Here is a 19,019-nt window from a genome sequence, read left to right on the forward strand (position 1 = left end):
AGATCCGGAAGCCGTGCGGCGACCACATCTAGGCACTTGTCTGGCTCGTTCAGGTCACACGGCAATCCGTAGTTAGCCCTGACGCTGGGGATGCGCCAAGTGCGACTGGGATCTGCGGCGTCTCTCGGGGCATTCAGCGGCATCACTTGGCTGCTGTCGGTGTACCGTCCAAACGTGCGGGATAGCATGGCGTGGCCGCTGTCCTGGTCCTTTACCTGGGGGTGGGCGTAGGCATGGTGATGAAGCCGGACACCATTGGGGCCAGGATCCGGTACTGGCGGATGCGCCGGGGTGGCATGACGCAGGCCGTGCTCGCTGGGCTCGCTGGTGTCACCCAGTCCTACGTGTCGCAGGTCGAGTCAGGCCGTAAGACCATCGATCGTCGCTCGACTCTGGTGGCTCTCGCTGGCGCCCTCCAGGTCACGGTGGCTGACCTGCTCGGCCAGGGCACCGAGTCCGGCGATCCGGCCCGCGAGAGCGCCGCCGAGTGCGTGCCGGCGATCTGGTCGGCCCTGATCGAGATCGAAGACGGCGAGCGCCGCCCATCCACCTACACGGCGGACCAACTGGCCGCCGAGATCGCCCGCGCCGAACAGCTCCGCACCTCCTGCAACTACCCAGCTATGGCACGTCTGCTCCCTGGCCTCCTGCTCGAAGCCGCCGCTACCGGTGGCACCGTGCTCGTCCAAGTGGCCTACCAAGCTGCTACCTGCCTGCGGCACCTCGGATACCGCCACCTGGCTCTCAATGCTGCACGGCTCTCCGGCTCGGTCGCGGAGCAGACTGAGGATCCAGCGTGGATCGCAGCATCCCGTTTCGCCTACGCGCAGAGCCTGCCGATCGAGTCCGCCGCCGTCGCGGCCAGCGCTGCTGACCGGTCTGTGACCGAGCTTCAAGCCGATGCCGACGACGAGCGAGTGCGACAGATGCTTGGTCAGCTCCACCTCTCGGCCGCGTTGACCTCGGCAGTAAGTGGGCGCCTGGATGTCACTCGCGACCACCTCGCCGAGGCAGCCCGCGAGGCAGCGACCCTCGGCGATCCGCCCGACGGTGCGGGCTTCAACGGCTGTGGGTTCGGACCAACCAATGTAGGGCTCTGGGAGATGTCGATTGCGGCCGAGCAGGGCGAGTCCGGCCGGGTCATTGAGCTGTCTCGGACAGTTCGCCCGCAGGTTCTCGCGGCGTCGATCCGCCAGCAGTCTTACTGGCTTGACCTCGGTCGCGCCTTGGCGGACGGCGGGCGGCGGGATCCCGAAGCCCTCGCCGCGTTCGTGCAGGCCGAGCGGGCAGCGCCTATCCCGTTCGCCATCAACCCCCTCGCCCGCGATGCCGTGGTGACCCTGGCCCAGCGCGCCCAGCGCCGAGCCATCCCCGACGAATTGCGCCTGCTTGCCGGCCGCATCGGCGTCAACCTGGCCGCATAACTGCCAGTAATCACCGCATCGCCAATCCGCCCTACTGTCCGGTTTGGGACGTGAGCACGTCCTGATGGCCCAGCGCGGCAACGGTCGATCCGGAGCTGCTGGGCCTCCACCGGAGGAGGCGGGGATGAGCGGTCTGGACGACAACGCTCCGGAGAGCAACAGCGAGGCGGCCGAGCGGGAGGCCGCCAAGCAGCGCCTTCTGGCTCAGGCCGAGGCGGAGCGCGTACCCGTGGAGGACACGACCCGCGCGGTGCCGGACCAGCGGTGGCGGCGTGACCGGCGATGACGTCCCGATTGGCCGGCGGGTGGCCCGCTGGCGGGTGCGGCGGTCGATGACGCAGCAGATGCTTGCCGACCGGTTGCGCAGGTCGAAGAGCTGGGTGGACAGCAACGAGCGGGGCGCCGTCGGGTGAGAGCACGGTCGGCTCCACCGTGGGCGGTGATCGGATGCGGGCAGGCCGTGGTGCCATCCGACAGATACCACTTCGAAACTACCTCAATCGTCATCAGACTCAGGTGGACGCCAGCTTCTGAGTGACCCGCCCGGACTACGTCGTTTCAGGTGCTTGACCTGTCAATTTTCCACCGGTAGTTTAAATCCACAACGACAGGCATCTATCTAAGAGCAGGTGAACCGTGCTGTTGAAATCCATCGCCATCGCCATCACCGCGTCCGTCGCAGGCGCGCTGGCCACCGCCCCCGCCGCCTCGGCGGCAGCACCCGGAGTGTCGGTACAAGGCTCGGGGTCCGGGAACTGCCCGCAGGGCATGCTCTGCATCTGGCCTAACTGGAATCACCCGCCGCAGGGTCCCGTGGAGACGCCGTCTCTGACGACCAACAGCGAGTGGACCGGCAGCATCCAGGGATTCAACTTCTACAACGGCACGGGCCGCGACGCCGTAATATCCGGGTTCACTCTCGGCTCGTCGACTCCCTTCAAGAACTGTGCTCCTGCCGGCGGGACCGGGGGCGACCTGTATATACCGGTCAACGTGACGAAGGTGACTTGGCAGCTGACCCCCTGCTGATCCTCCACTGGGCCTTTCCGAGTAGTGGCTTGGAGTAGCTGGCTCGATCAGCGGTCCGGACGCGCCCGGATTCGTTGCCCGCAGAACCCCGTATGAAGGTGGTCCTTCCCGGGATCACCGTCATCGAGGTTTTGCGTCGCTATGAGTGTCGTGGGCAATCGCCGACAACGGCCTCGTCGTGGGCTGCACCACCGATTCTCGACTGCGCCCAGCGAGTTGGACCGACTGCTGAGAAGGCCGGCACCAGGGTCGAGCGCGCTGAACCATCAAGCGGAGCAGCGCTCGAGCGATTTCTCATTCAAATGACAGCGCTTGTCGAGGCGCGTGGTGTATTGCCTGCGAACGACGACGAGCAACCTTCCGTGGTGCTGATCCGATGCCGGTCATCGGCGGATTCGGGGGCCGTGCGGGCACCAGTACTAGGCACTCGGCTGGCTCGTTCAGGTCATCCGGCAAACCCTAGCCAACTTTGACGATTGAGTTGGGTCAAGTGCAGATGGGCCTGCGACGCCTCTCGGGGCATTCAGCGGCATCACTTGGCTGCTGTCGGTGTACCGTCCAAACGTGCGGGATGGCATGGCGTGGCCGCTGTCCTGGTCCTCTACCTGGGGGTGGGCGTAGGCATGGTGATGAAGCCGGACACCATCGGTGCCAGGATCCGGTACTGGCGGATGCGCCGGGGCGGCATGACCCAAGCCGTCCTCGCCGGGCTCGCTGGTGTCACCCAGTCATACGTATCGCAGGTCGAGTCGGGTCGGAAGACCGTCGACCGCCGCTCCACTCTGGTCGCTCTCGCCGCCGCGCTCCAGGTCACGGTGGCCGACCTGCTCGGCCAGGGCACCGAATCCGGCGACCCCGCCCGCGAGGGCGCCGCCGAGTGTGTGCCCGCGATCTGGTCGGCCCTGATCGAGATCGAGGACGGCGAGCGCCGCGCGTCGACCTACCCGCCGGAACGCCTGGCCGCCGAGATAGCCCGAGCCGATCAGCTCCGCAATTCGTGCAACTACCCGGCCATGGCGCGGATGCTCCCGGGCCTGCTGCTCGAAGCCGCTGCCGTGGGCGGGACGACGCTCGCCCAGGTCGCCTACCTGGCCTCCACCTGCATCCGGCACCTCGGCTACCGCCATTTGGCCCTCAACGCCGCTCGGGTATCCGTGGCTGCCGCCGAGGACGTCGAGGACGTCGAGGACCGAGCGTGGCTGGGTGCGTCTCGCTTCGTGTACGCGCAGAGCCTGCCAATCGAGTCCGCGCGGCTGGCGGCCAACTCCGCCGACCGGTCACTGACCGAGCTTCAGGGTGACGCGTCCGACGTCCGGGTGCGCCAGATGCTCGGCCAGCTCCACCTCATGGCTGCGCTGGCCTCGACCGTGGATGGTCGTCCCGACGTAGCCCGGGATCACCTCGCGGAGGCCACGCGGGAGGCCGAGAGCCTGGGAGATCCCGCCGACGGTGGTGGCTTCAACGGGTGCTGCTTCGGGCCGACCAATGTCGGGCTCTGGAAGATGTCCATCGCGGCGGAACAGGGCGAGTCCGGCAAGGTGATCGAGCTGTCCAAGGCGATCCGACCGCAGGTCCTCAAGGCGTCGAATCGCCAACTGTCGTACTGGCTCGACATTGGACGCGCTCTCGCGGACGGCGGTCGACGGGATGCTGAAGCGCTCGCCGCGTTCGTGCAGGCTGAGCGGGCCGCGCCGATCCCGTTCGCCATCAACCCCCTCGCCCGCGACGCCGTGGTGACCCTGGCCCAGCGCGCCCAGCGTCGCGCCATCCCCGACGACCTGCGCCTGCTCGCCGGCCGCATCGGCATCAACCTGGCCGCATAACTCACAGTAATCACCGCATCACCAATCCGCCCTACTGTCCGGTTTGGGACGTGAGCACGTCCCGACGAGATGGCGCGATGGTCGTCGCGCCCTTACCGGATGAGGTGGGGATGAGCGGTCAGCACGACAACGCTCCGAAGAACGACGGTGAAGCGGCCGAGCGGGAGGCGGCCAAGCAGCGCATTCTCGCTCAGGCCGAGGCGGAACGCGTACCCGTGGAGGACACGACCCGCGCGGTCCCGGACCGGCGGTGGCGGCGTGACAGGGGATGACGTCCCGATCGGGCGACGGGTGGCGAGCTGGCGGGTACGCCGGCGGATGACCCAGCAGGTGCTGGCCGACCGGCTGCGCAGGTCGAAAAGCTGGGTCGACAAGATCGAGCGGGGTGTCCGCCCCCTGGATCGGTACTCCGTGATCCAGGAGGTGGCCCACGTCCTGCGCGTCGAGCCGGAGGCGCTGCTCGGCCAGCCGCGCAGCACTCCGGCGGGCACGCCGGACGGGGTGGACGACATCCGGGCCGCGCTCGCCCGCTACGACACCCCGGAAGCCACACAGCAGACGCCGGAAGAGGCAAGAAGGCAGGTCGAGCACGCCTGGTTGTCCTACCAGCATGCGCACTACGCGCAGTTGGTGCGCCTGGTGCCGGGTCTGCTCGACGCCGCGCAGGGCGCGCGGTCGGCGGAGCTGCTGGTGTCGGCGTACCGGATCACGTCGTCGCTGCTGGTCAAGCTCGGCGAGGCCGATCTTGCCTGGTTGGCCGCCGACCGGGCGATGGGCGCCGCCGGTGACGACCCCGTCCTCGCGGCGACGGCGGCGGTGTCGGTCGGGCAGGCGCTGCGCGCGTCGGGCCGCGACCGCCTGGCCCTGGCCGCGACGCTCGCCGCGAACCACGTCCGGCCGCGGCGGTCGGCGGGGGAGTGGGCCGTGGGCGGGACGCTGCTACTCCAGGCCGCCCTCGCCGCCGCCGGCTGCGGCGAGCACCGGCACGCCGCCGCGCTGACCGACCGGGCCGCGGGCGTCGCCACCAACCTTCGGGGGTACGACGATCAGCACCGCACCAGCTTCGGCCCGGTCGCCGTCGAGCTGGTACGGGTGCTGCTGGCGGCCGCGCGGGACAACTCGGTGGAGGCGCTACGGCGGCACTCGATCGTGGTGCGGCGGGAGGGCTGGCGGTGGTTGCCGGCCGAGTATCGGGGCGCGTACCTGCTCGATGCCGCGCGGGTGTACGTGCACGCCGGTGACCTGCGCGGGGCGGCGCGCGTTCTGGTCGACGCGGACAGTGTCGCGCCGGCCGAGGTTCGGGGGCGGCCTCTGGCGCGTACCCTCATCGCCGATTGTGCGCGGGCGCGGCCGGCGCCGGCCGGCGTGGCGCGACTGGCGACGCTGGTCGGCCTCACCCGCTGAATCGGTACGCCCCGCCGAGCTGATCGGCCTCAAGATCCGCGCAACATCAGGGAAACTGCTGTCTCCCGCGTGCCCGAGGCAGCAGTTTCGGTGAAGTTGTGCGGGTGCTCAATCGGGCACTGCGACACGCCGACGATCAGCCAGCATCGACAAGGGTCGTACCTACCCCGCAACCCCTTGTGTGGCGCGGATAACCTCTCGGCCATGGCTGAGTACCGCAATCCCCATGGTGTCTCGGCGCTGCGGGCTGCACTGACGGCCATCATGTGCGGAATCCTGGTGACCGGTCTCGGCGTCACCATCGTTTGGGATCATCGAGGTTGGCCGGGGGAGGTCTACACCAGCGCCACGCTGATCAGCACATCTGAGACGCCACCACGCGCGAGTCGCCATGGCACGTACTACGACTTTCAGTACGCCGTACCCGATGGACGGCAGGTGCTCCGCCGGGAGATGGTCACCCGCAGCGGCTCCCCCAACCGCGACGGTGACTCGGTCACGGTCCTCTACTCGCCGGATGCCCCGGAGCGGGGCCGGCTGTGGGTGTCCCGAGGCGGGGCGGAGTATCTGGTCGCGCTCGGCGGGATAGCGCTCGTGTTCGTCGGGCTCTGGGGCGTCATCCATGAGCTTCGCAAACGGCGTCGCCGAAGGCACGCGGCAGCCCTCGCGTAGTTGACGCGACGCTCGCCCCCGCAAACCGCGGCCGGTCGCGGCCGGTCGTCGCCGGCCGCGACGACCAGCACGGCACCAGCTTCGGCCCGGTCGCTTCGAGCTGGTACGAGTGCTGCTGGCGGCCGCGCGGGACAACCCGATGGAGGCGCTACGACGGCACTCGATCGTGGTTAGGTGCTCTGGTCGCTGCCGACCTGCGCGAGAGAGCTGCGAACGACACCAGCATGGGGATCTGCCAGGGGATCAAGGATCTGTAGTGCCTGCTGCCAGCAGCGTTGCGCGTCTTCGCGCTGGCCTGCGGCGTGGTGGGTGTCGCCGAGGGCTGCCAGGGTGAGTCCTTCGCAGCGTCGGTCGTCGAACCTGCGGAACAGCTCCAGGGCCTGCGTGTGCCGTTCCAGGGCCTCGTCGAGTCGACCGAGTTGCTGATGTGCCAGGCCGAGGGGATAGGAGGCCCAGGCGACGCTCCACTGATCGTTGATGCTGTCGAGGATGGCGACAGCTTCCTGGTAGTGGGCGATGGCGGTGTCGAGGTGTCCGCGCGCGCGGTGCCCGTTGCCGAGGCTGAGCAACGACATGCCCTCACCTCGGGTGATGCCATGGCGGCGGAAGACCTCTCGCGCCTGGCCGTAGAGCTCCATGGCCTCGTCGGTCTGCCCCAACTCCTCGTGGATGAGACCCAGGCCGCGAAGGCAGAACCCTTCCACCCAGTGGTCGCCGACCTCACGGCTCGTGGCGACGCCTTGGTGATAGCAGTCGAGCGCGGTCTCGCGCTGCCCCATGCGCCAGTAGGCGTCGCCGAGGCAGCGAAGGTTGGCTGCCTCGCCGAGGCGCGACCCGGCGGAGCGCGCCGCGCGTAGCCCGGTCAGGTGGATGTCGCGCCAGTCGGCCCAGTACGACTTCAGTTCGAAGAAACCATCGCTGACCACCGGCAGTTGCCAGGCGATGTCGAGTTCTCCCAGATCGTCGGCCTGCCGGACGGTGTCCAGAAGGTTCAGCCGCTCATGCTCGAACCATGCCATCGCCTCGGCCACCGTGCGTGGTGGTGCGAGGGTAACGCCAGGTTCGCCCGGAGGTAGAGCGACGGCATGCGAGTACGGCAGGATGACCTTGCGGCCCTCTTCGGCCATCAGGAGGTACCAGGAGTAGACGCGGCGGCGTGATTGGCGCTGCTGCTCGGGTGTCTCCTCGGCCTGTGCCCGTTCGAGCGCGTAGGCGCGGAGAAGATCGTGGAACAGGTACCGGTCCCGGGCAGGGTTCTGCACCATGTGCGCTGCGCTGAGCTGGTCGAGCAGACTGCGGGCTCGGGGCAGACTCACGCCAGCGAGGGCCGCCGCTGCCGCCGCTGAGATGTCGGAGCCGGCGTGTAGGCCGAGTAGTCGAAAGAACCGTGCCGTGTCGTCGGGCAACGTCTGGTAGGACCACGAGAACACCGCGCGTACGTCGGAAAGCTCGTCATCGTCGACCGCGAGGGCGTCAAGCTGATGCTCGGCCAGGGCGAGGTCCGCGACGAACTCCGCGAGGGTGACATGGGGAGAGTTGGCTATGCGCTCCCCGATGATCCGCAGAGCGAGGGGGAGGTAGGCGCAGCGGCGAGCAAGTTCAGCGGCGGCCGGCGGCTCCGCGCTGACCCGACCGCCGCCGATGTTGTCGCTGAGCAGCGCGATTGCCTCGTCCGGAGACAGAACCTCCAAGGTCATCCGTGACGCTCCTTCCCGTGCCACAAGGCCGGAAAGTCGGCTGCGGCTGGTGACGATCGCCATGCAGGTCGGTGTGGCGGGAAGTAGCGGCCGGACCTGACCCACGGTGGACACATTGTCCACCACGATCAGGACGCGCTTGCCGTTCAGGACGGACCTGAACAGGGCGGCACGTCCGTCAGTGTCCGTGGGGATCTGCTCCGCCGGTACGTGCAGAGCGCGGAGGAACGTGTCCAGCGCCTGGCCGACATCGAGGGCTGGCCCGGGGCCGTAGCCGCGCATGTCGACGTAGAGGTCGCCGTCGGTGAACCACCCGCGTGCTCGGTGAGCCCAGTGCACGGCCAGCGCCGTCTTGCCAACGCCGGGGGCACCCGCGATGGCAGCCACGGTCATCGCGAAGCCGGCAGCCGTGTGGTTGTCGTCGTTCGGCAGTGCCGCGTCCAGGCGGGTGAGGGTCTGCTCGCGGTTGACGAAGCCGGTCGCGTTGCGGGGGAGTTGACGCGGCGCCTGTAGACCTCCACGCTGCCACCCCGACGGCAAGCGATCGGTCATGGGGTCTTGGTCTGGAGCTGGTCTGTGATCTGCCGGTAGGGGACCGACGCCGAGACGGCCGCGTCACGCCACAGATTGGCCTGCACGATCTGCTCCGGCTCACTGATCACCTCGCCGGAGACGAAGCGCCCCTCCTCGTCGTAGTACATGGCCACCAGCCGTGCCGAGTCGAACAACCAGTAGTCGTAGTGCGGCAACGTGGCCGGCCAGTCGTCGTCGGAGACCACGATGAGGCGGACGTCCTCGCCCGCCTCGACGGTGTGCTCGTAGGCCCAGCCGCACTCGAACCGCACGTAATCCGACAGCGGTTCGGAGACGACATGGACCCGGTGCATACGCTTGCCCGCCGACACCGCCGCCCGCACGGTGTCGCACCACGCCGCGATTCCCGGGAACTCGCCTCGGGTCTCGCCCGCCAGGAACCGCGCGAACTCGTCCTGCTCATACGACACGTCGTATCGCTGAAGCGTCTCCAGTCGATACGCGGTGTAACGGAAGTCGCGGAACAGCTGGTTGAACTCGTCGTCATCGAGGGACGTGAACGACCGGGTCAACGCTCGATCACCGCTGCTCGGACTGGCGGTAGCGCTCAATGGCACCGAGCAGAACCTCGGCGGGTATCCGCACCGCGCCCTCGCCGGGAAGAACGTTCTCCAGCTCGCCCACGGTGTCCTCGTCGATCAGGTTCCCCTGAACGACAAGCTCCCCGCTCTCTCCCAGGTAGACCGTAGGGCACCCGTTGCCACCCGAGCCAGGATCTTTGTAGAGCTTGGTCAGCTTCATGGTGACCTCCATCAGAGAAACAGACGGCTGGCATGTGCTGTCGGTCAGGAGAGTAGTGCGCAGCGTAGTGGCCCAACAAGTCGATAACGTGGGTCTGGCCCGTTGGCGCGTACTCTCATCGCCGATGTCGTCCGTGCGCAGCCGGCGCCGGCCGGCGTGGCGTGACTGTCGACGCTCGTCGGCCTTACCCGTTGAGCACCTGCGGCGACGGAATCAGCCTGGATCGATAGTCTGCTCTCCGTTACGGATCGTGACGTCGACACCGCCGGAGGTGCGCAGTGGGCAGATGGTTCAACCGCAGCCGTAAACGCGACGACGAGCCACCGCGCGAACCGAAGCCGACCGGCCCGGTCATCGAGATCACCGTCAGCGGCGGCGGTCGTCCACCGGTGACGCAGACCATCGGCGGTCCGACCGCCTTCGGGTTGCAGTACCACGCCTTCCACGACCAGTACGGCGCGTCCGACCCGCGGACGTTGGAGGCGGGAAACCGCTACGCGCAGGAGTTGATGCGTACCAGGGACGTCGACACCGCCGTGGCCGTCTATCAGGAGGTCGTCGGGTTGCGCAGCTCGGCGCTGGGGTCGGAGCATCCGGACACCCTGCGCACCAAGCACAGCCTGGCCTTCGCGCTGTGGCAGCGCGGCTCGCACGCCGAGGCGGAGCTGGTACAACGAGACGTCTACGAGGCACGCCGCCGGGTGCTGGGCGACGACGACGCCGAGACGTTGCGCAGCGGCAACAACCTCGGCTGGTTGCTAATTGAACTGCGTCGGATGGACGAGGCCGAGCCGCTGCTGCGGCGGGTCGCCGACGGTATGGCGCGGACGCTGGGCAGGGACGACGCGGACACCCTGGCCTGCCAGATGAAACTGGCCGGCCTGCAACACCTGCAGGGCAACAGCCAGCAGGCCGAGCGGGCCCTGCGGGACGTGGTCCGGCGGATGACCAGGACGGTGGGCCCCACCAGCCCGGTGACGATGCAGGCCCGCAGCAATCTGCTGGTCGTCCTGCTCGACTCCGGCCGGGCGGCCGAGGCGGTCGAACCGGCCCAGGCGCTCGCCGACGACGCCGGGCGCGTGCTCAGCACCACCGACGGCGTGTCTCTGCATGCCCGGCACTCTTTGGCCAGAGCGCTCGCCGGGGCGGGGCGGCAGGCTGAGGCGATCCGGTTGCTGGCCGACACGCTGCCGGACAGTGAGCGGGGCCGGGGCGTCGACCATCCCGGAACCCTGGAGATGCGGACGCTCTTCGCCCAACTGCTCGTCGAGGCGGGTGACCGGCGGGCGGGCGGTGTGGCGCGCGCCGCGCTGGCCGGGTGCGAACGCGTGCACGGCCCGGGTCACCCCGACACGGAGAAGGCGCGGGCGCTGGTCCGGCGCACCCGCTGATCCCGACGACGGTTCACCCTCCGGTGTGGATGTGCGCCGCCCACAGCGTCGGCGCGAGCGGGTAGCGGTCCCGCAGCCGGCGCACCGCCGAGTGCAGCGCGTACGCGGCCGAGCCGGTCGCTTCGCCGTGCTCGTAGAAGGCGGTGGTCAGCGCGAGGGAGACCGCGTCGTCGACCTCCCACAGGGTGCCGATGACGTGCCGGAACCCGGCGAGTTGGAAAGCGCCGGTGATGTGCAGCGCCTCGTCGACGAGGGTCGGCGGGGCCTGGGCAGTCGCGCAGGCCGACAGGAAGGCGAACTCCGCGTCCAGGTCGAGCCGGGACACGTCGGCGACGGTGAGCGGACTGTCCTGGTGGTCGTGTACGAGCAGCCGGCCCTGCGCCGGGTCGTGCGGATCGGCCACGGCGTGGCACGCGAAGTGCGCGTACGCCGAGTCGGCCAACCGGTCCAGGACCTGCTGCCGGGTGGCCGTCGCGTCCAGCCCGGTCCACGCTCCGGGCAGCGCCCGCGCCGCCGACGCGGCCTCACGTTCGGCGCTCGGCAGCGCGCCCGGGCCGCCGGGGGTGGCGCGCATCGCCACCACGCAGGACCGGGCATCGCGCCGGGGCTGCCGCGGCGCGGTGCGCCTGCGGGCGAGCGCGGTCACGGTCGGGGTGTAGGAGGAGACCACCCGGTCGAGGGCGGACCGGCCGGCCTCGGCCTGCGCGGCGTGCAGAGGAAAGAACGCCAGCGGACCGACCGGGCACCACCAGACGCGCGGCAACTCGCCGCCCGCCTCCGGCGCGCCGATCGCGTCCAGCACCGGCCCGACAAGGGCAGACCACAACCATTCGAGTACGCCCCGGAGTGCCGCCTGGGCGCGCAGCCGGCTCCGCGCGTCCGTCGTCGGATCGGACGCCGTGGTGGTGGCCTCCTGGAGCAGCCGTAGCTGCGTCATCGCATCGGTCAGCGACAGATGAGGCAGCGGGAGCACCGTGACGCGGTGCTCCCGCAGGATCAGCGCGTCGCAGCGCAACTCGCTCGCGATCGGCACGATAACGGTCCCGTCGACCTGGTCGAGCAGTTGCCGGGCGCTGGGCGTGCGCAGGAAGTCCCCCAGGCCGGGCAGCTCCCGGATCGTCGACAACAGCACGTTCCACTCGGTCTCCCGGTCCCGGCCGAAGGTGGTGGGTCGGGACGATTCGGGGGCGGGCGCTTCGAAGTCGCGGCGCATCCGCTGGAAGTCGGCCGCCAGACGCCCGTCGGCGCGTTGGAGCGCCGCCCACTCGCCGTCCGCCGTCAACCGCTGGTGCAGCAGCAGGCCCCGGCCACGCTCCAGCAGCTCCACGGCCCGCTCCGGCTGCCCCGCGCCGATCGCGCAGGAGGCGGCAGTCGCCGCCAGCCCGGCCGTCGAGCCGAGGTCGGCGTACTGGTCGTGCCGGGTACGTCCCCGGGAGGCCAACCGGGGCAGCAGCGTGATGGCCTCGTCGAAGGCGTCCGTCGCCTCCTCCCACCGGCCCAACGTGGTCAGCGTGTAGGCCGCCTTGTCGAAGGCCTGGATTCGGACCGGCACGGCCCCGGACTCGATGCGGCCGGCGGCGAGCGCCCGCTCGGCGGCCTCGGTCAGGAGGGCGGGTTCGCCGGTACGCAGGTAGGTCGCTCGCAACGCCTGGGCGATGGACAACCCGGTCTCGACACGATGCGGATCGCGCGCGGGCAGGGACTCCAGCGCCTTGCGCAGCAGGACGAGCGACTCTTCCAGGTAGGCGGGCTCCCCGGTGGCGTCGTAGAGCAACCGCAGGCTGTAGCCCAACTGGTCCAGGTACAACGCGTGGTTGGCCTCGCCGCGTACGGACAGCGCGAGCGCCCGGCGCAGCAGGCCTATCGCGATCTCCAGGGCGGAGACGTCGCCCGTCAGCTGGTGCGTCTTCATGCCGACGGTGGAGAGGCTGGCGAGCGCCATCCGATGGTGCGGATGCCGCTCTCCGACGGTGCTCAGCGCGACGGCGAACTCCTCCCAGGCCTGGCCGAGCAGCTCGGCACGGCCGGTGCGGTCGACAAGGGTGAGCAGCGTCTGCCCGAGCAGGAAACGCGCGTCGATGCTCTGTGAGGTGTGGTCCCGCAGCACCGCGACGGCCCGTTCGACATCGGCGGTGTGGGTGGTCCCGGCCGCCCTGGCCAGCAGGCACCGGGCTCGCAGCATGACGATCTGGTCCTGGTTCGGCCCGGTGGTGTCCACCGAGGACAGCAGGTCCAACGCCTCGTCGACGTAGTCCTCCACGCCGGTGAGCTGGAAGGCGCGTAACAGCGCCTCCGCGTGGATACCCCGCAACGCGGGTCGGTGCTCCACACTGATCCAGTTCTCGGCCAAGTTGGCGATGGAAGTGAGCCGGTAGAGCGTGTCGACCGAGCCGTCGAAGTCGTGCCGGACCCGATAGACCTGGCACTTCTTGAGCATCAGCACCGCGCTGTTGCCGAGGTCGGCCGAGGCGTCCTCGGCGAACTGCAGATACTGCTCGGCGATGTCCAGGAGCTGCGGCTCACTCTCGATCCGGGCCCTGGCCAACAGCACATCGGTGTACGTGACAAGCGCGCGGACACCGTGCGCCGTACCCAACTCGTCGGCCAGAAAGGAGTCGGCCATGGTGCGGATCGCGGCCTCCAGCACGACGGTGGCCTCGATCAGGTCCTGCCGCGCCTGGTCCGCGTGGTAGCGGTCGAGCAGCGCGGCCCCCAGCTCCACCTGGGCCTCGGCCCAGCGCCGGTCGCCACGCCGCTGCCCGGCCGCGACACGACGCCAGTCGTTCACGGCGTCCCTTGCATAGCCACCCACCGGCGCACCTTCCCGTCGCGGTTGCCTCCCAGCCTGCCAGCCGTGCGCCACATCGACAGGAGATAATCGGCCGATGAGTCAATCGGCGCCGGACAGGCGACTCGACGACGACCGGGCCGCTCGACTGGCCCGGGTCTGCGCGGACATCGCGCAGGTGGGCGACCTGCTCGGGCCGGAACCGGCCCGGGCCCTCACGCGGCTGCGGGATCGGTCACTGTCCGATGCGGGCGTGGACGCGGTGCTCGCCGAGGTGACCGAGTTGATGCGCGTCGGTGGCCTGGTCGGTGGTGACACCACCGTACGGAGCGATCGTTACCTGCCGTTGGCCGGCATCCACGGCCGCCGCCCCGAAGTGGTCCAGGTGTGCCCCGCCGACCTGTGCGACCGGGTCGAGATCCCCCGGCCGGACGCCGACCCGTCGCCTCACTGCGCCGTGTGGGACTGCCCACTGCCGACGTTCCGGATGGACCGGTGAACGCGGTCATCGCCTCGCTCGGCGGAAAGCTGGCAGAGCGGTGGCTCGCCGGACTGGCGCTGCCCGGTGTGGTGTTCGTGGCGATGGTCGCCGCGGCGGTGCGACTCGGCCACGCCCACTGGTGGGACCTGCGGCTGCTGCGGCAGGAGGTTGATCGGCTCGCCCTCGGACCACCAGCCCGGGGCACCGGTTCCGCGCTGCTGATCGTCCTCGGTGTCGTGCTGGGCGGTGTCGTCGCCGCGATGGCCGCCCAGAGCCTGGAACGCCTGGTCGTGGCCCTGTGGACCCAGCACTGGGGTCGGGCCGGCGATGCCGTGATCCGCCGGCGGCGACGCCGGTGGAACGCCGCCATGGACCGGTACGAGAACGCCCTGCGGGACAAGGCACGCCGGTTGCGATCCGCCGACGGTGACGCCGGACCACTACCGGACACCCAGGCGCTCGCCCGCGCCTGCGACCGGATCGCGGTGACCGAGCCGGACCGCCCGACCTGGATCGGTGACCGGATGCAGGCCACGGCGGTACGGGTGCGGGCCTGCTACGGCCTGGATCTGGCCGCCGCCTGGCCCCGGCTGTGGTTGCTGCTGCCCGAGGAGACCAGGGGACCGCTCGCCCTCGCGCAGGCCGACTTCGCCGCCGCCGCCCGACGGGTGGGCTGGGGGCTGCTGTATCTGGCGCTCGGCCTGCTGTGGTGGCCCGCGGCGATCGTCGGCCTCGGCCTCTGCGTGGCCGGCTGGCGACAGGGCCGCGGCACGGTGTCCGTGCTGGCCGACCTCGTGGAGGCGGTGGTCGACCTGCACGTCCGCGCCCTCGGCGCCGCGCTGGGACATCCCACCGACGGCACCTTCGGCGCGGCCGACGGAGAGGCGGTGACCCTCCTGCTCCGCAAGGACCGGTGATCCCGGGTCAGGTGCCGGCGGCGTGGAGTTCGCGGCGGCGAACTCCCTACGACGTCGTCAGATGGCGGGAACGGGAGGAGGGGCGAGGTCCGCTGATCCTCGGCGCCGTTCGCGTCGACGACTACCGGCCACCGACCTGGCCCTCAGGCGAGCGGTCGCAGCAGATCCACTTCGACCTGGCCGCCGATGACAGCGACAGCCTCGACGACGCTGAGGCGCGCGCGATCAAACTCGGAGCGGTCAAAGAAGAACAGCAGTTCGCGCCGGCTCGCTATCGCGTCCTGCGCGATCCGGCCGGCTATCCCTTCTGCCTACGCCGCTGACCCGGCACAGGCCGGACTGGCGCGACTGGCGACGCTTGTCGGCCTCACCCGAGGACCCGACCGCCTCCACCCCAGGCGGCCGAAGCAGCAGGTGTCTGGCCAGGTACCGGCGGATCACCGCGAGGCCGACTTGGCCGACCCTGGACGCACGACGTGTCGGTGCGGCATGCGAACCAGTTTCTGCTGATGCGGTGAGGGGACACGTCGGTGTTGGCGAGCTTCGCTGGGCGGTGACAAGGAGTGTGAATGCCGGGTGGTGGCACAGCGGATCGAGCTGCCGGTGGTTGCGGCCGCGATCGTGGCGCTGTAGCGAGTCGCCTATGAGGAGATCGCGTCGCTGACGATGTCGTAGTGGATGATGGCAGTCTTCTGCATGCACCATCGTTCGAGGCTGGTAGCGTCGGAAGGTGTCAATGCCCCAACTAAGGGGTTTTCTTCCTCTACCCTCCCGAAAGCCGCCCGCCGCTGCAGAAGGTGCGCAACCAGGCCTGTGCGGGGGTATTCAGTGACTCGGTAGCGCTCCTCGATCATCTCGCAAACACAGAGAACCAGAACGACCGCTCCAAGTACCACGTCGTAGCCGAAGCCGATCGAACGACTGATCGCGGCTTCTGCGACGTCGACATAGCGGCCCAGCGTTGGCCTGGCGAGCTTGATCTTGCTGCTCTTGGTCAAGAGATAATCGGTCAAGACAAACTGATCGAACTTCTTGCTGGGCAGGATGTTCCTTAACAGCCCGTCAACGTCGCTCAGGTCGCCCAGGGACTCGCCCAGCAAGCGCAGAGTTCGGAAGGCCGAAGCCCGCTGTGCCTTGTCGAATTCTGGGTCGGCTGCCGCATTGAGAATACCAACCGCAGTCGAGGCGGGAGCACGTTCGGAAAAATCTGACCAGTCACCGCCAAGCAGTCGGCCCAATATAGGATTAATAGGCTCGTCAGGGTCGGAGATCAGAGCGTCGATCGATAGAAGGCCGTGTTGAACGGCGACGTCCCACAGCCACTTGTGTGTCAGGATCAGAAAATCGAGGCCGGGACGGTCGTATTTCCGTAAGCAGTCGACCAATATTTCTTCCATCCCGTCGGCATACCGGAACGTCGGCAGAAACACCGAGCGTAGGCTCTCCTCGGGTACCTTGAGTTCGATTGCGTCTCGGACGAGTGCGCTCAGCGCGTCCTGGTTGAGCATAACTGCATCTGCGGCCGCAATGATGAACTCCAGGGCCGGGCCTCGTGCCGTCGTGCTGGTCCGGCGGACAAGTTCCAGAAGTTCAAGCATTGTCTTTGAGCCACCAAATTGATTCCTTTCTCCGTACATAATCAGTGCTATCTGGGCAAGTACCTCTCCCTCGCCTGCCTTCATCACCTCGAAGATTCGCTCGGCCAACTCCTTCGGTGAATCTGACGTGCGAGTCATTCTGTAGGCAGCAAAATACTCGAAAAAGCTCCGATGCGTGAAGGAGTAGATCTCGTTTCCCGCGTCGTCGAGTCCGATCTTCGTGAATATCCACCCTCGATCACGGCAGAACTCGACTATGTCGGCTGCCACTCTGGAAGCTTCCGTCGAATTTGGTATAGCTTCGAATCTGAGGGCTTCGAATGTTTGCACCATCAAACGATCATGGGTGATTCCGAAGCCGTACTCGTCGGCCAAGATCTCAGCTATGGCACTCAGCGCCAATTCGTACATGTCGGTTTCCCAGGGTCGCACTGTAATTCCCCTGGATAGGTCCCAGTCCCGTAGCAACAGCTCTATGCATTTGCGGTAGATCTGAGGCCGGCGCCGTGGGATGTCGCTGTATCCTCTGTAAAGAACGCAGATCAGAGCAAGCATCAGTGGGTTGGTTCTCAGGTCGTGGATGGAGTCGCTACTCCGAACGAAGTCTCTTACCGTCGTCGTGAAGTTCGTGGTATTCGGCTGTGTGGTCAGCTTGAACCACTTCTCGACGTAGAGCTTGACTTGGTCCAGTCGGAAAGGCTGAATCGTGTAGTCGGTGAAGATCTCCGGGTCTAGTTGGAATGCCGAGTATCCGACGATCCTCGCGCTCACGAGGAACCGGCACAGAGGAAAGAGTCGTTGCGCGGACTCGATCACTCCAGCGACCTGCCGCCGACGGTGGAGCAGTGGAATTTCGTCGAGACCGTCCAGGACCACGATGGCGGAGCCGTTGAGCAGAAGTTCCTCGACAAGCCCGTTCGGAGGCTTGTGCTGATAAACGGAGGAGAGAGCGCGCTCGATCTCCTGTATCAAATTGAACCCCGAGCCATCCAACTGAATCTCTCTGGCTCGGAGGTAGAAGGCGATACCGCGCGTCTTTGACCAAATCACCGAAAGAGCTGCCGTGGCAGTTGACTTTCCAGCGCCAGGATTACCGACGATCACTGTTCGGTGGAGGTCTTCCAAGAAAGCTTCAAAAGTGAGGGCGATTTCATGTCCGACCGGGTTCGAGTAGGCGGTGCCGCTCGTGAAGACCGTCAAGAAGTCGGGCTCAACGAAAATGTCTCGCAAATGAACCCGTCGCCGGGGGCCTATGTCGAACAGCGGAATCTCACTGTGCAGGGCCTCGAACTCGCGCTTATAACTCGAAACCCACTTCTCGGCCTCCTTGATGCTTGCTCCATCGGTACGGGCGACCGAAGTCACGTGACGGTCGATGGATTCCAGCAATGACTGGGAGATCTGTGAGAGGGCCCACTGGTGGACACTCTCGCCGGAGTCGAGCATATCTCGGCGAAGCTGGGAGGCGACGTCGGCGCAGGCGGCATCGAGTGCATTATTGAATCTGGCCAGGTATTCTACGAGCTGCGGGCTCACTGTTGCCCCGGTTGCAACACTCATCCATCCGCTCAACGCATCAAATATCCTGGAACGAACTTGGTCGGACGTTTCCAGAATGTGTGTGGCGACTATTTGTGAGGAGTATGCTCGGAATGTTGGAGTGTCGACGGCCAACTTGATCTGAGCGTAGGTCAGCCCGGGGGGAAGTTTCTCCAGCCCGGCTAGCGTTGCGAATCCTGTGCGGTGCGGACCAGGAATTTGCAGTGATCGCCCTACTGCACTCGCCGCCCGCAGCATACCTCTTCTTCTCAGTGCCGATTTGACGCCCTGGACGAATGGTTTGACGCCTGCAGCAACGGCGGCGCTGAGAAGTTTCACAACGACTTCAGGGGGGAGGGTGGGGAGGGGCATCTCGTTTATCCTCTTAGTAGGCTGGTGTCGGCCTGCTCTTCGTTCGCCTCGATTTCTGTGTAGGCACTTCTTCCGGGATTGTCGGGGTGGTGAAATTCAGCAGGTTGACTGCGAGCGGTTCGGCGGATCTCCGTCTCGTGTCACTAAGGTGACAGACCAGATGTCCAGGTTCCGTCAGCAAGCCAGGTCTCTATCTAGGGTAGTTGCGCCGGGGGGAGAGGTAAACGGCGGCCGATAGAGATTGCCATGGCTGGAGGTTGTGGGGGTCTAGACGATCGGTCGATTCCGGGTCGTCGGCGGAGTCTCCAGGAGGACGGAGATCTGGGTGCTTCGATCCGATCAACCTGCTACCAGGTGGTGCTGCCTGGTATGGCTGGCAGGTTGATAATTCTGCCCGCTGATCACCCGAGCGGAAAGGGCGGGCCGCCCGTCGAACGCGCCGCCCGCGATGGCCCGGAGTTTGCGGCGACAGAGGTCATCTCGGTGGTCCAGGGGTTCAGCCGCGTCGAACGTGGATGGTGTCGCGCCGGCCGAGGTTCGGGGGCGGCC

At 67.6% G+C, this 19,019-nt stretch carries 16 protein-coding genes and 3 pseudogenes; 12 read left to right on the forward strand and 7 right to left on the reverse strand.

Going from position 1 to position 19,019, the window contains the following annotated elements:
• Positions 1–239 precede the first annotated feature (239 nt).
• The 8 genes and pseudogenes from ABZU91_RS02860 (at position 240) to ABZU91_RS02895 (ending at position 6,352) form a co-directional block, all read left to right on the forward strand.
• Positions 240–1,424 (forward strand): helix-turn-helix transcriptional regulator, encoded by a 1,185-nt coding sequence (locus ABZU91_RS02860; RefSeq protein ID WP_355233682.1) that lies wholly within the window; start codon positions 240–242, stop codon positions 1,422–1,424.
• Positions 1,425–1,548: 124 nt separating this feature from the next.
• On the forward strand, positions 1,549–1,710 hold the full coding sequence (locus ABZU91_RS02865; protein WP_355233244.1) for a hypothetical protein: 162 nt from the start codon (positions 1,549–1,551) through the stop codon (positions 1,708–1,710).
• Positions 1,697–1,825: pseudogene (locus ABZU91_RS02870) on the forward strand (XRE family transcriptional regulator); the annotation flags it as partial. The gene ABZU91_RS02865 and the pseudogene ABZU91_RS02870, both read left to right, overlap by 14 nt.
• 235 nt (positions 1,826–2,060) lie before the next feature.
• Entirely contained in the window at positions 2,061–2,453 is a 393-nt protein-coding gene (locus ABZU91_RS02875; RefSeq protein ID WP_355233245.1) for a hypothetical protein, read from the forward strand.
• Between the two features lie 629 nt (positions 2,454–3,082).
• Positions 3,083–4,276 carry a helix-turn-helix domain-containing protein gene (locus ABZU91_RS02880; protein ID WP_355233684.1) on the forward strand — a complete coding sequence of 398 codons (1,194 nt, stop codon included), beginning with the start codon at positions 3,083–3,085 and terminating at the stop codon, positions 4,274–4,276.
• Between the two features lie 110 nt (positions 4,277–4,386).
• Positions 4,387–4,548, forward strand: a complete 162-nt coding sequence (locus ABZU91_RS02885; RefSeq protein ID WP_355233246.1) for a hypothetical protein — start codon at positions 4,387–4,389, stop codon at positions 4,546–4,548.
• Positions 4,535–5,680: a helix-turn-helix domain-containing protein gene (locus tag ABZU91_RS02890; protein WP_355233247.1), complete on the forward strand. Its 1,146-nt coding sequence runs from the start codon at positions 4,535–4,537 to the stop codon at positions 5,678–5,680. Before ABZU91_RS02885 ends, ABZU91_RS02890 begins: the two co-directional genes overlap by 14 nt.
• A gap of 204 nt (positions 5,681–5,884) precedes the next feature.
• Complete coding sequence (locus ABZU91_RS02895; protein ID WP_355233248.1) at positions 5,885–6,352, forward strand: DUF3592 domain-containing protein; 468 nt, start codon at positions 5,885–5,887, stop codon at positions 6,350–6,352.
• Positions 6,353–6,522: 170 nt separating this feature from the next.
• Here ABZU91_RS02895 and ABZU91_RS02900 read toward each other — a convergent pair whose 3' ends face one another.
• The 5 genes and pseudogenes from ABZU91_RS02900 to ABZU91_RS02920 form a co-directional block, all read right to left on the reverse strand.
• Complete coding sequence (locus ABZU91_RS02900; protein ID WP_355233686.1) at positions 6,523–7,224, reverse strand: tetratricopeptide repeat protein; 702 nt, start codon at positions 7,222–7,224, stop codon at positions 6,523–6,525.
• Positions 7,199–7,291 (reverse strand): annotated as a pseudogene (locus ABZU91_RS02905) (hypothetical protein); the annotation flags it as partial. The gene ABZU91_RS02900 and the pseudogene ABZU91_RS02905, both read right to left, overlap by 26 nt.
• 482 nt (positions 7,292–7,773) lie before the next feature.
• Positions 7,774–8,601: pseudogene (locus ABZU91_RS02910) on the reverse strand (NB-ARC domain-containing protein); the annotation flags it as partial.
• On the reverse strand, positions 8,598–9,155 hold the full coding sequence (locus tag ABZU91_RS02915) for a DUF6879 family protein (RefSeq protein WP_355233249.1): 558 nt from the start codon (positions 9,153–9,155) through the stop codon (positions 8,598–8,600). The pseudogene ABZU91_RS02910 and the gene ABZU91_RS02915, both read right to left, overlap by 4 nt.
• 7 nt (positions 9,156–9,162) lie before the next feature.
• Positions 9,163–9,384, reverse strand: coding sequence for a hypothetical protein (locus ABZU91_RS02920; protein ID WP_355233250.1), 222 nt, complete (start codon positions 9,382–9,384; stop codon positions 9,163–9,165).
• 278 nt (positions 9,385–9,662) lie between these two features.
• On the opposite strand from ABZU91_RS02920, the gene ABZU91_RS02925 reads away from it, so the two are divergent.
• Entirely contained in the window at positions 9,663–10,775 is a 1,113-nt protein-coding gene (locus tag ABZU91_RS02925) for a tetratricopeptide repeat protein (protein ID WP_355233251.1), read from the forward strand.
• 13 nt (positions 10,776–10,788) lie between these two features.
• Here the strand turns inward: ABZU91_RS02925 and ABZU91_RS02930 are convergent, their stop codons facing one another.
• Positions 10,789–13,587, reverse strand: coding sequence for a CHAT domain-containing protein (locus ABZU91_RS02930; protein WP_355233252.1), 2,799 nt, complete (start codon positions 13,585–13,587; stop codon positions 10,789–10,791).
• 73 nt (positions 13,588–13,660) lie between these two features.
• Here ABZU91_RS02930 and ABZU91_RS02935 point away from each other — a divergent pair, with 73 nt between their 5' ends.
• From ABZU91_RS02935 to ABZU91_RS02945, 3 genes are read left to right on the forward strand one after another with little or no spacing between them, the layout of a single operon-like run.
• Positions 13,661–14,062, forward strand: a complete 402-nt coding sequence (locus ABZU91_RS02935) for a hypothetical protein (protein ID WP_355233253.1) — start codon at positions 13,661–13,663, stop codon at positions 14,060–14,062.
• On the forward strand, positions 14,059–14,961 hold the full coding sequence (locus ABZU91_RS02940; protein ID WP_355233254.1) for a hypothetical protein: 903 nt from the start codon (positions 14,059–14,061) through the stop codon (positions 14,959–14,961). Before ABZU91_RS02935 ends, ABZU91_RS02940 begins: the two co-directional genes overlap by 4 nt.
• On the forward strand, positions 14,958–15,284 hold the full coding sequence (locus ABZU91_RS02945) for a VOC family protein (protein WP_355233255.1): 327 nt from the start codon (positions 14,958–14,960) through the stop codon (positions 15,282–15,284). The genes ABZU91_RS02940 and ABZU91_RS02945 overlap by 4 nt, the downstream gene beginning before the upstream one ends.
• A gap of 318 nt (positions 15,285–15,602) precedes the next feature.
• On the opposite strand, the gene ABZU91_RS02950 is transcribed toward ABZU91_RS02945, so the two are convergent.
• Positions 15,603–18,470, reverse strand: coding sequence for an NACHT domain-containing protein (locus tag ABZU91_RS02950; RefSeq protein ID WP_355233256.1), 2,868 nt, complete (start codon positions 18,468–18,470; stop codon positions 15,603–15,605).
• Between the last annotated feature and the right edge of the window lie 549 nt (positions 18,471–19,019).

The sequence above is a fragment of the Micromonospora sp. NPDC005174 genome (assembly GCF_040608495.1).
Lineage (GTDB): Bacteria > Actinomycetota > Actinomycetes > Mycobacteriales > Micromonosporaceae > Micromonospora.

Bases quoted from the DNA above. Each gene is read 5' to 3' on its own strand.
- ABZU91_RS02860 (WP_355233682.1), top strand. From the start codon at position 240: ATGAAGCCGGACACCATTGGGGCCAGGATCCGGTACTGGCGGATGCGC.
- ABZU91_RS02865 (WP_355233244.1), top strand. From the start codon at position 1,549: ATGAGCGGTCTGGACGACAACGCTCCGGAGAGCAACAGCGAGGCGGCC.
- ABZU91_RS02880 (WP_355233684.1), top strand. From the start codon at position 3,083: ATGAAGCCGGACACCATCGGTGCCAGGATCCGGTACTGGCGGATGCGC.
- ABZU91_RS02885 (WP_355233246.1), top strand. From the start codon at position 4,387: ATGAGCGGTCAGCACGACAACGCTCCGAAGAACGACGGTGAAGCGGCC.
- ABZU91_RS02895 (WP_355233248.1), top strand. From the start codon at position 5,885: ATGGCTGAGTACCGCAATCCCCATGGTGTCTCGGCGCTGCGGGCTGCA.
- ABZU91_RS02920 (WP_355233250.1), bottom strand. From the start codon at position 9,384: ATGAAGCTGACCAAGCTCTACAAAGATCCTGGCTCGGGTGGCAACGGG.
- ABZU91_RS02935 (WP_355233253.1), top strand. From the start codon at position 13,661: ATGAGTCAATCGGCGCCGGACAGGCGACTCGACGACGACCGGGCCGCT.
- ABZU91_RS02950 (WP_355233256.1), bottom strand. From the start codon at position 18,470: ATGCCCCTCCCCACCCTCCCCCCTGAAGTCGTTGTGAAACTTCTCAGC.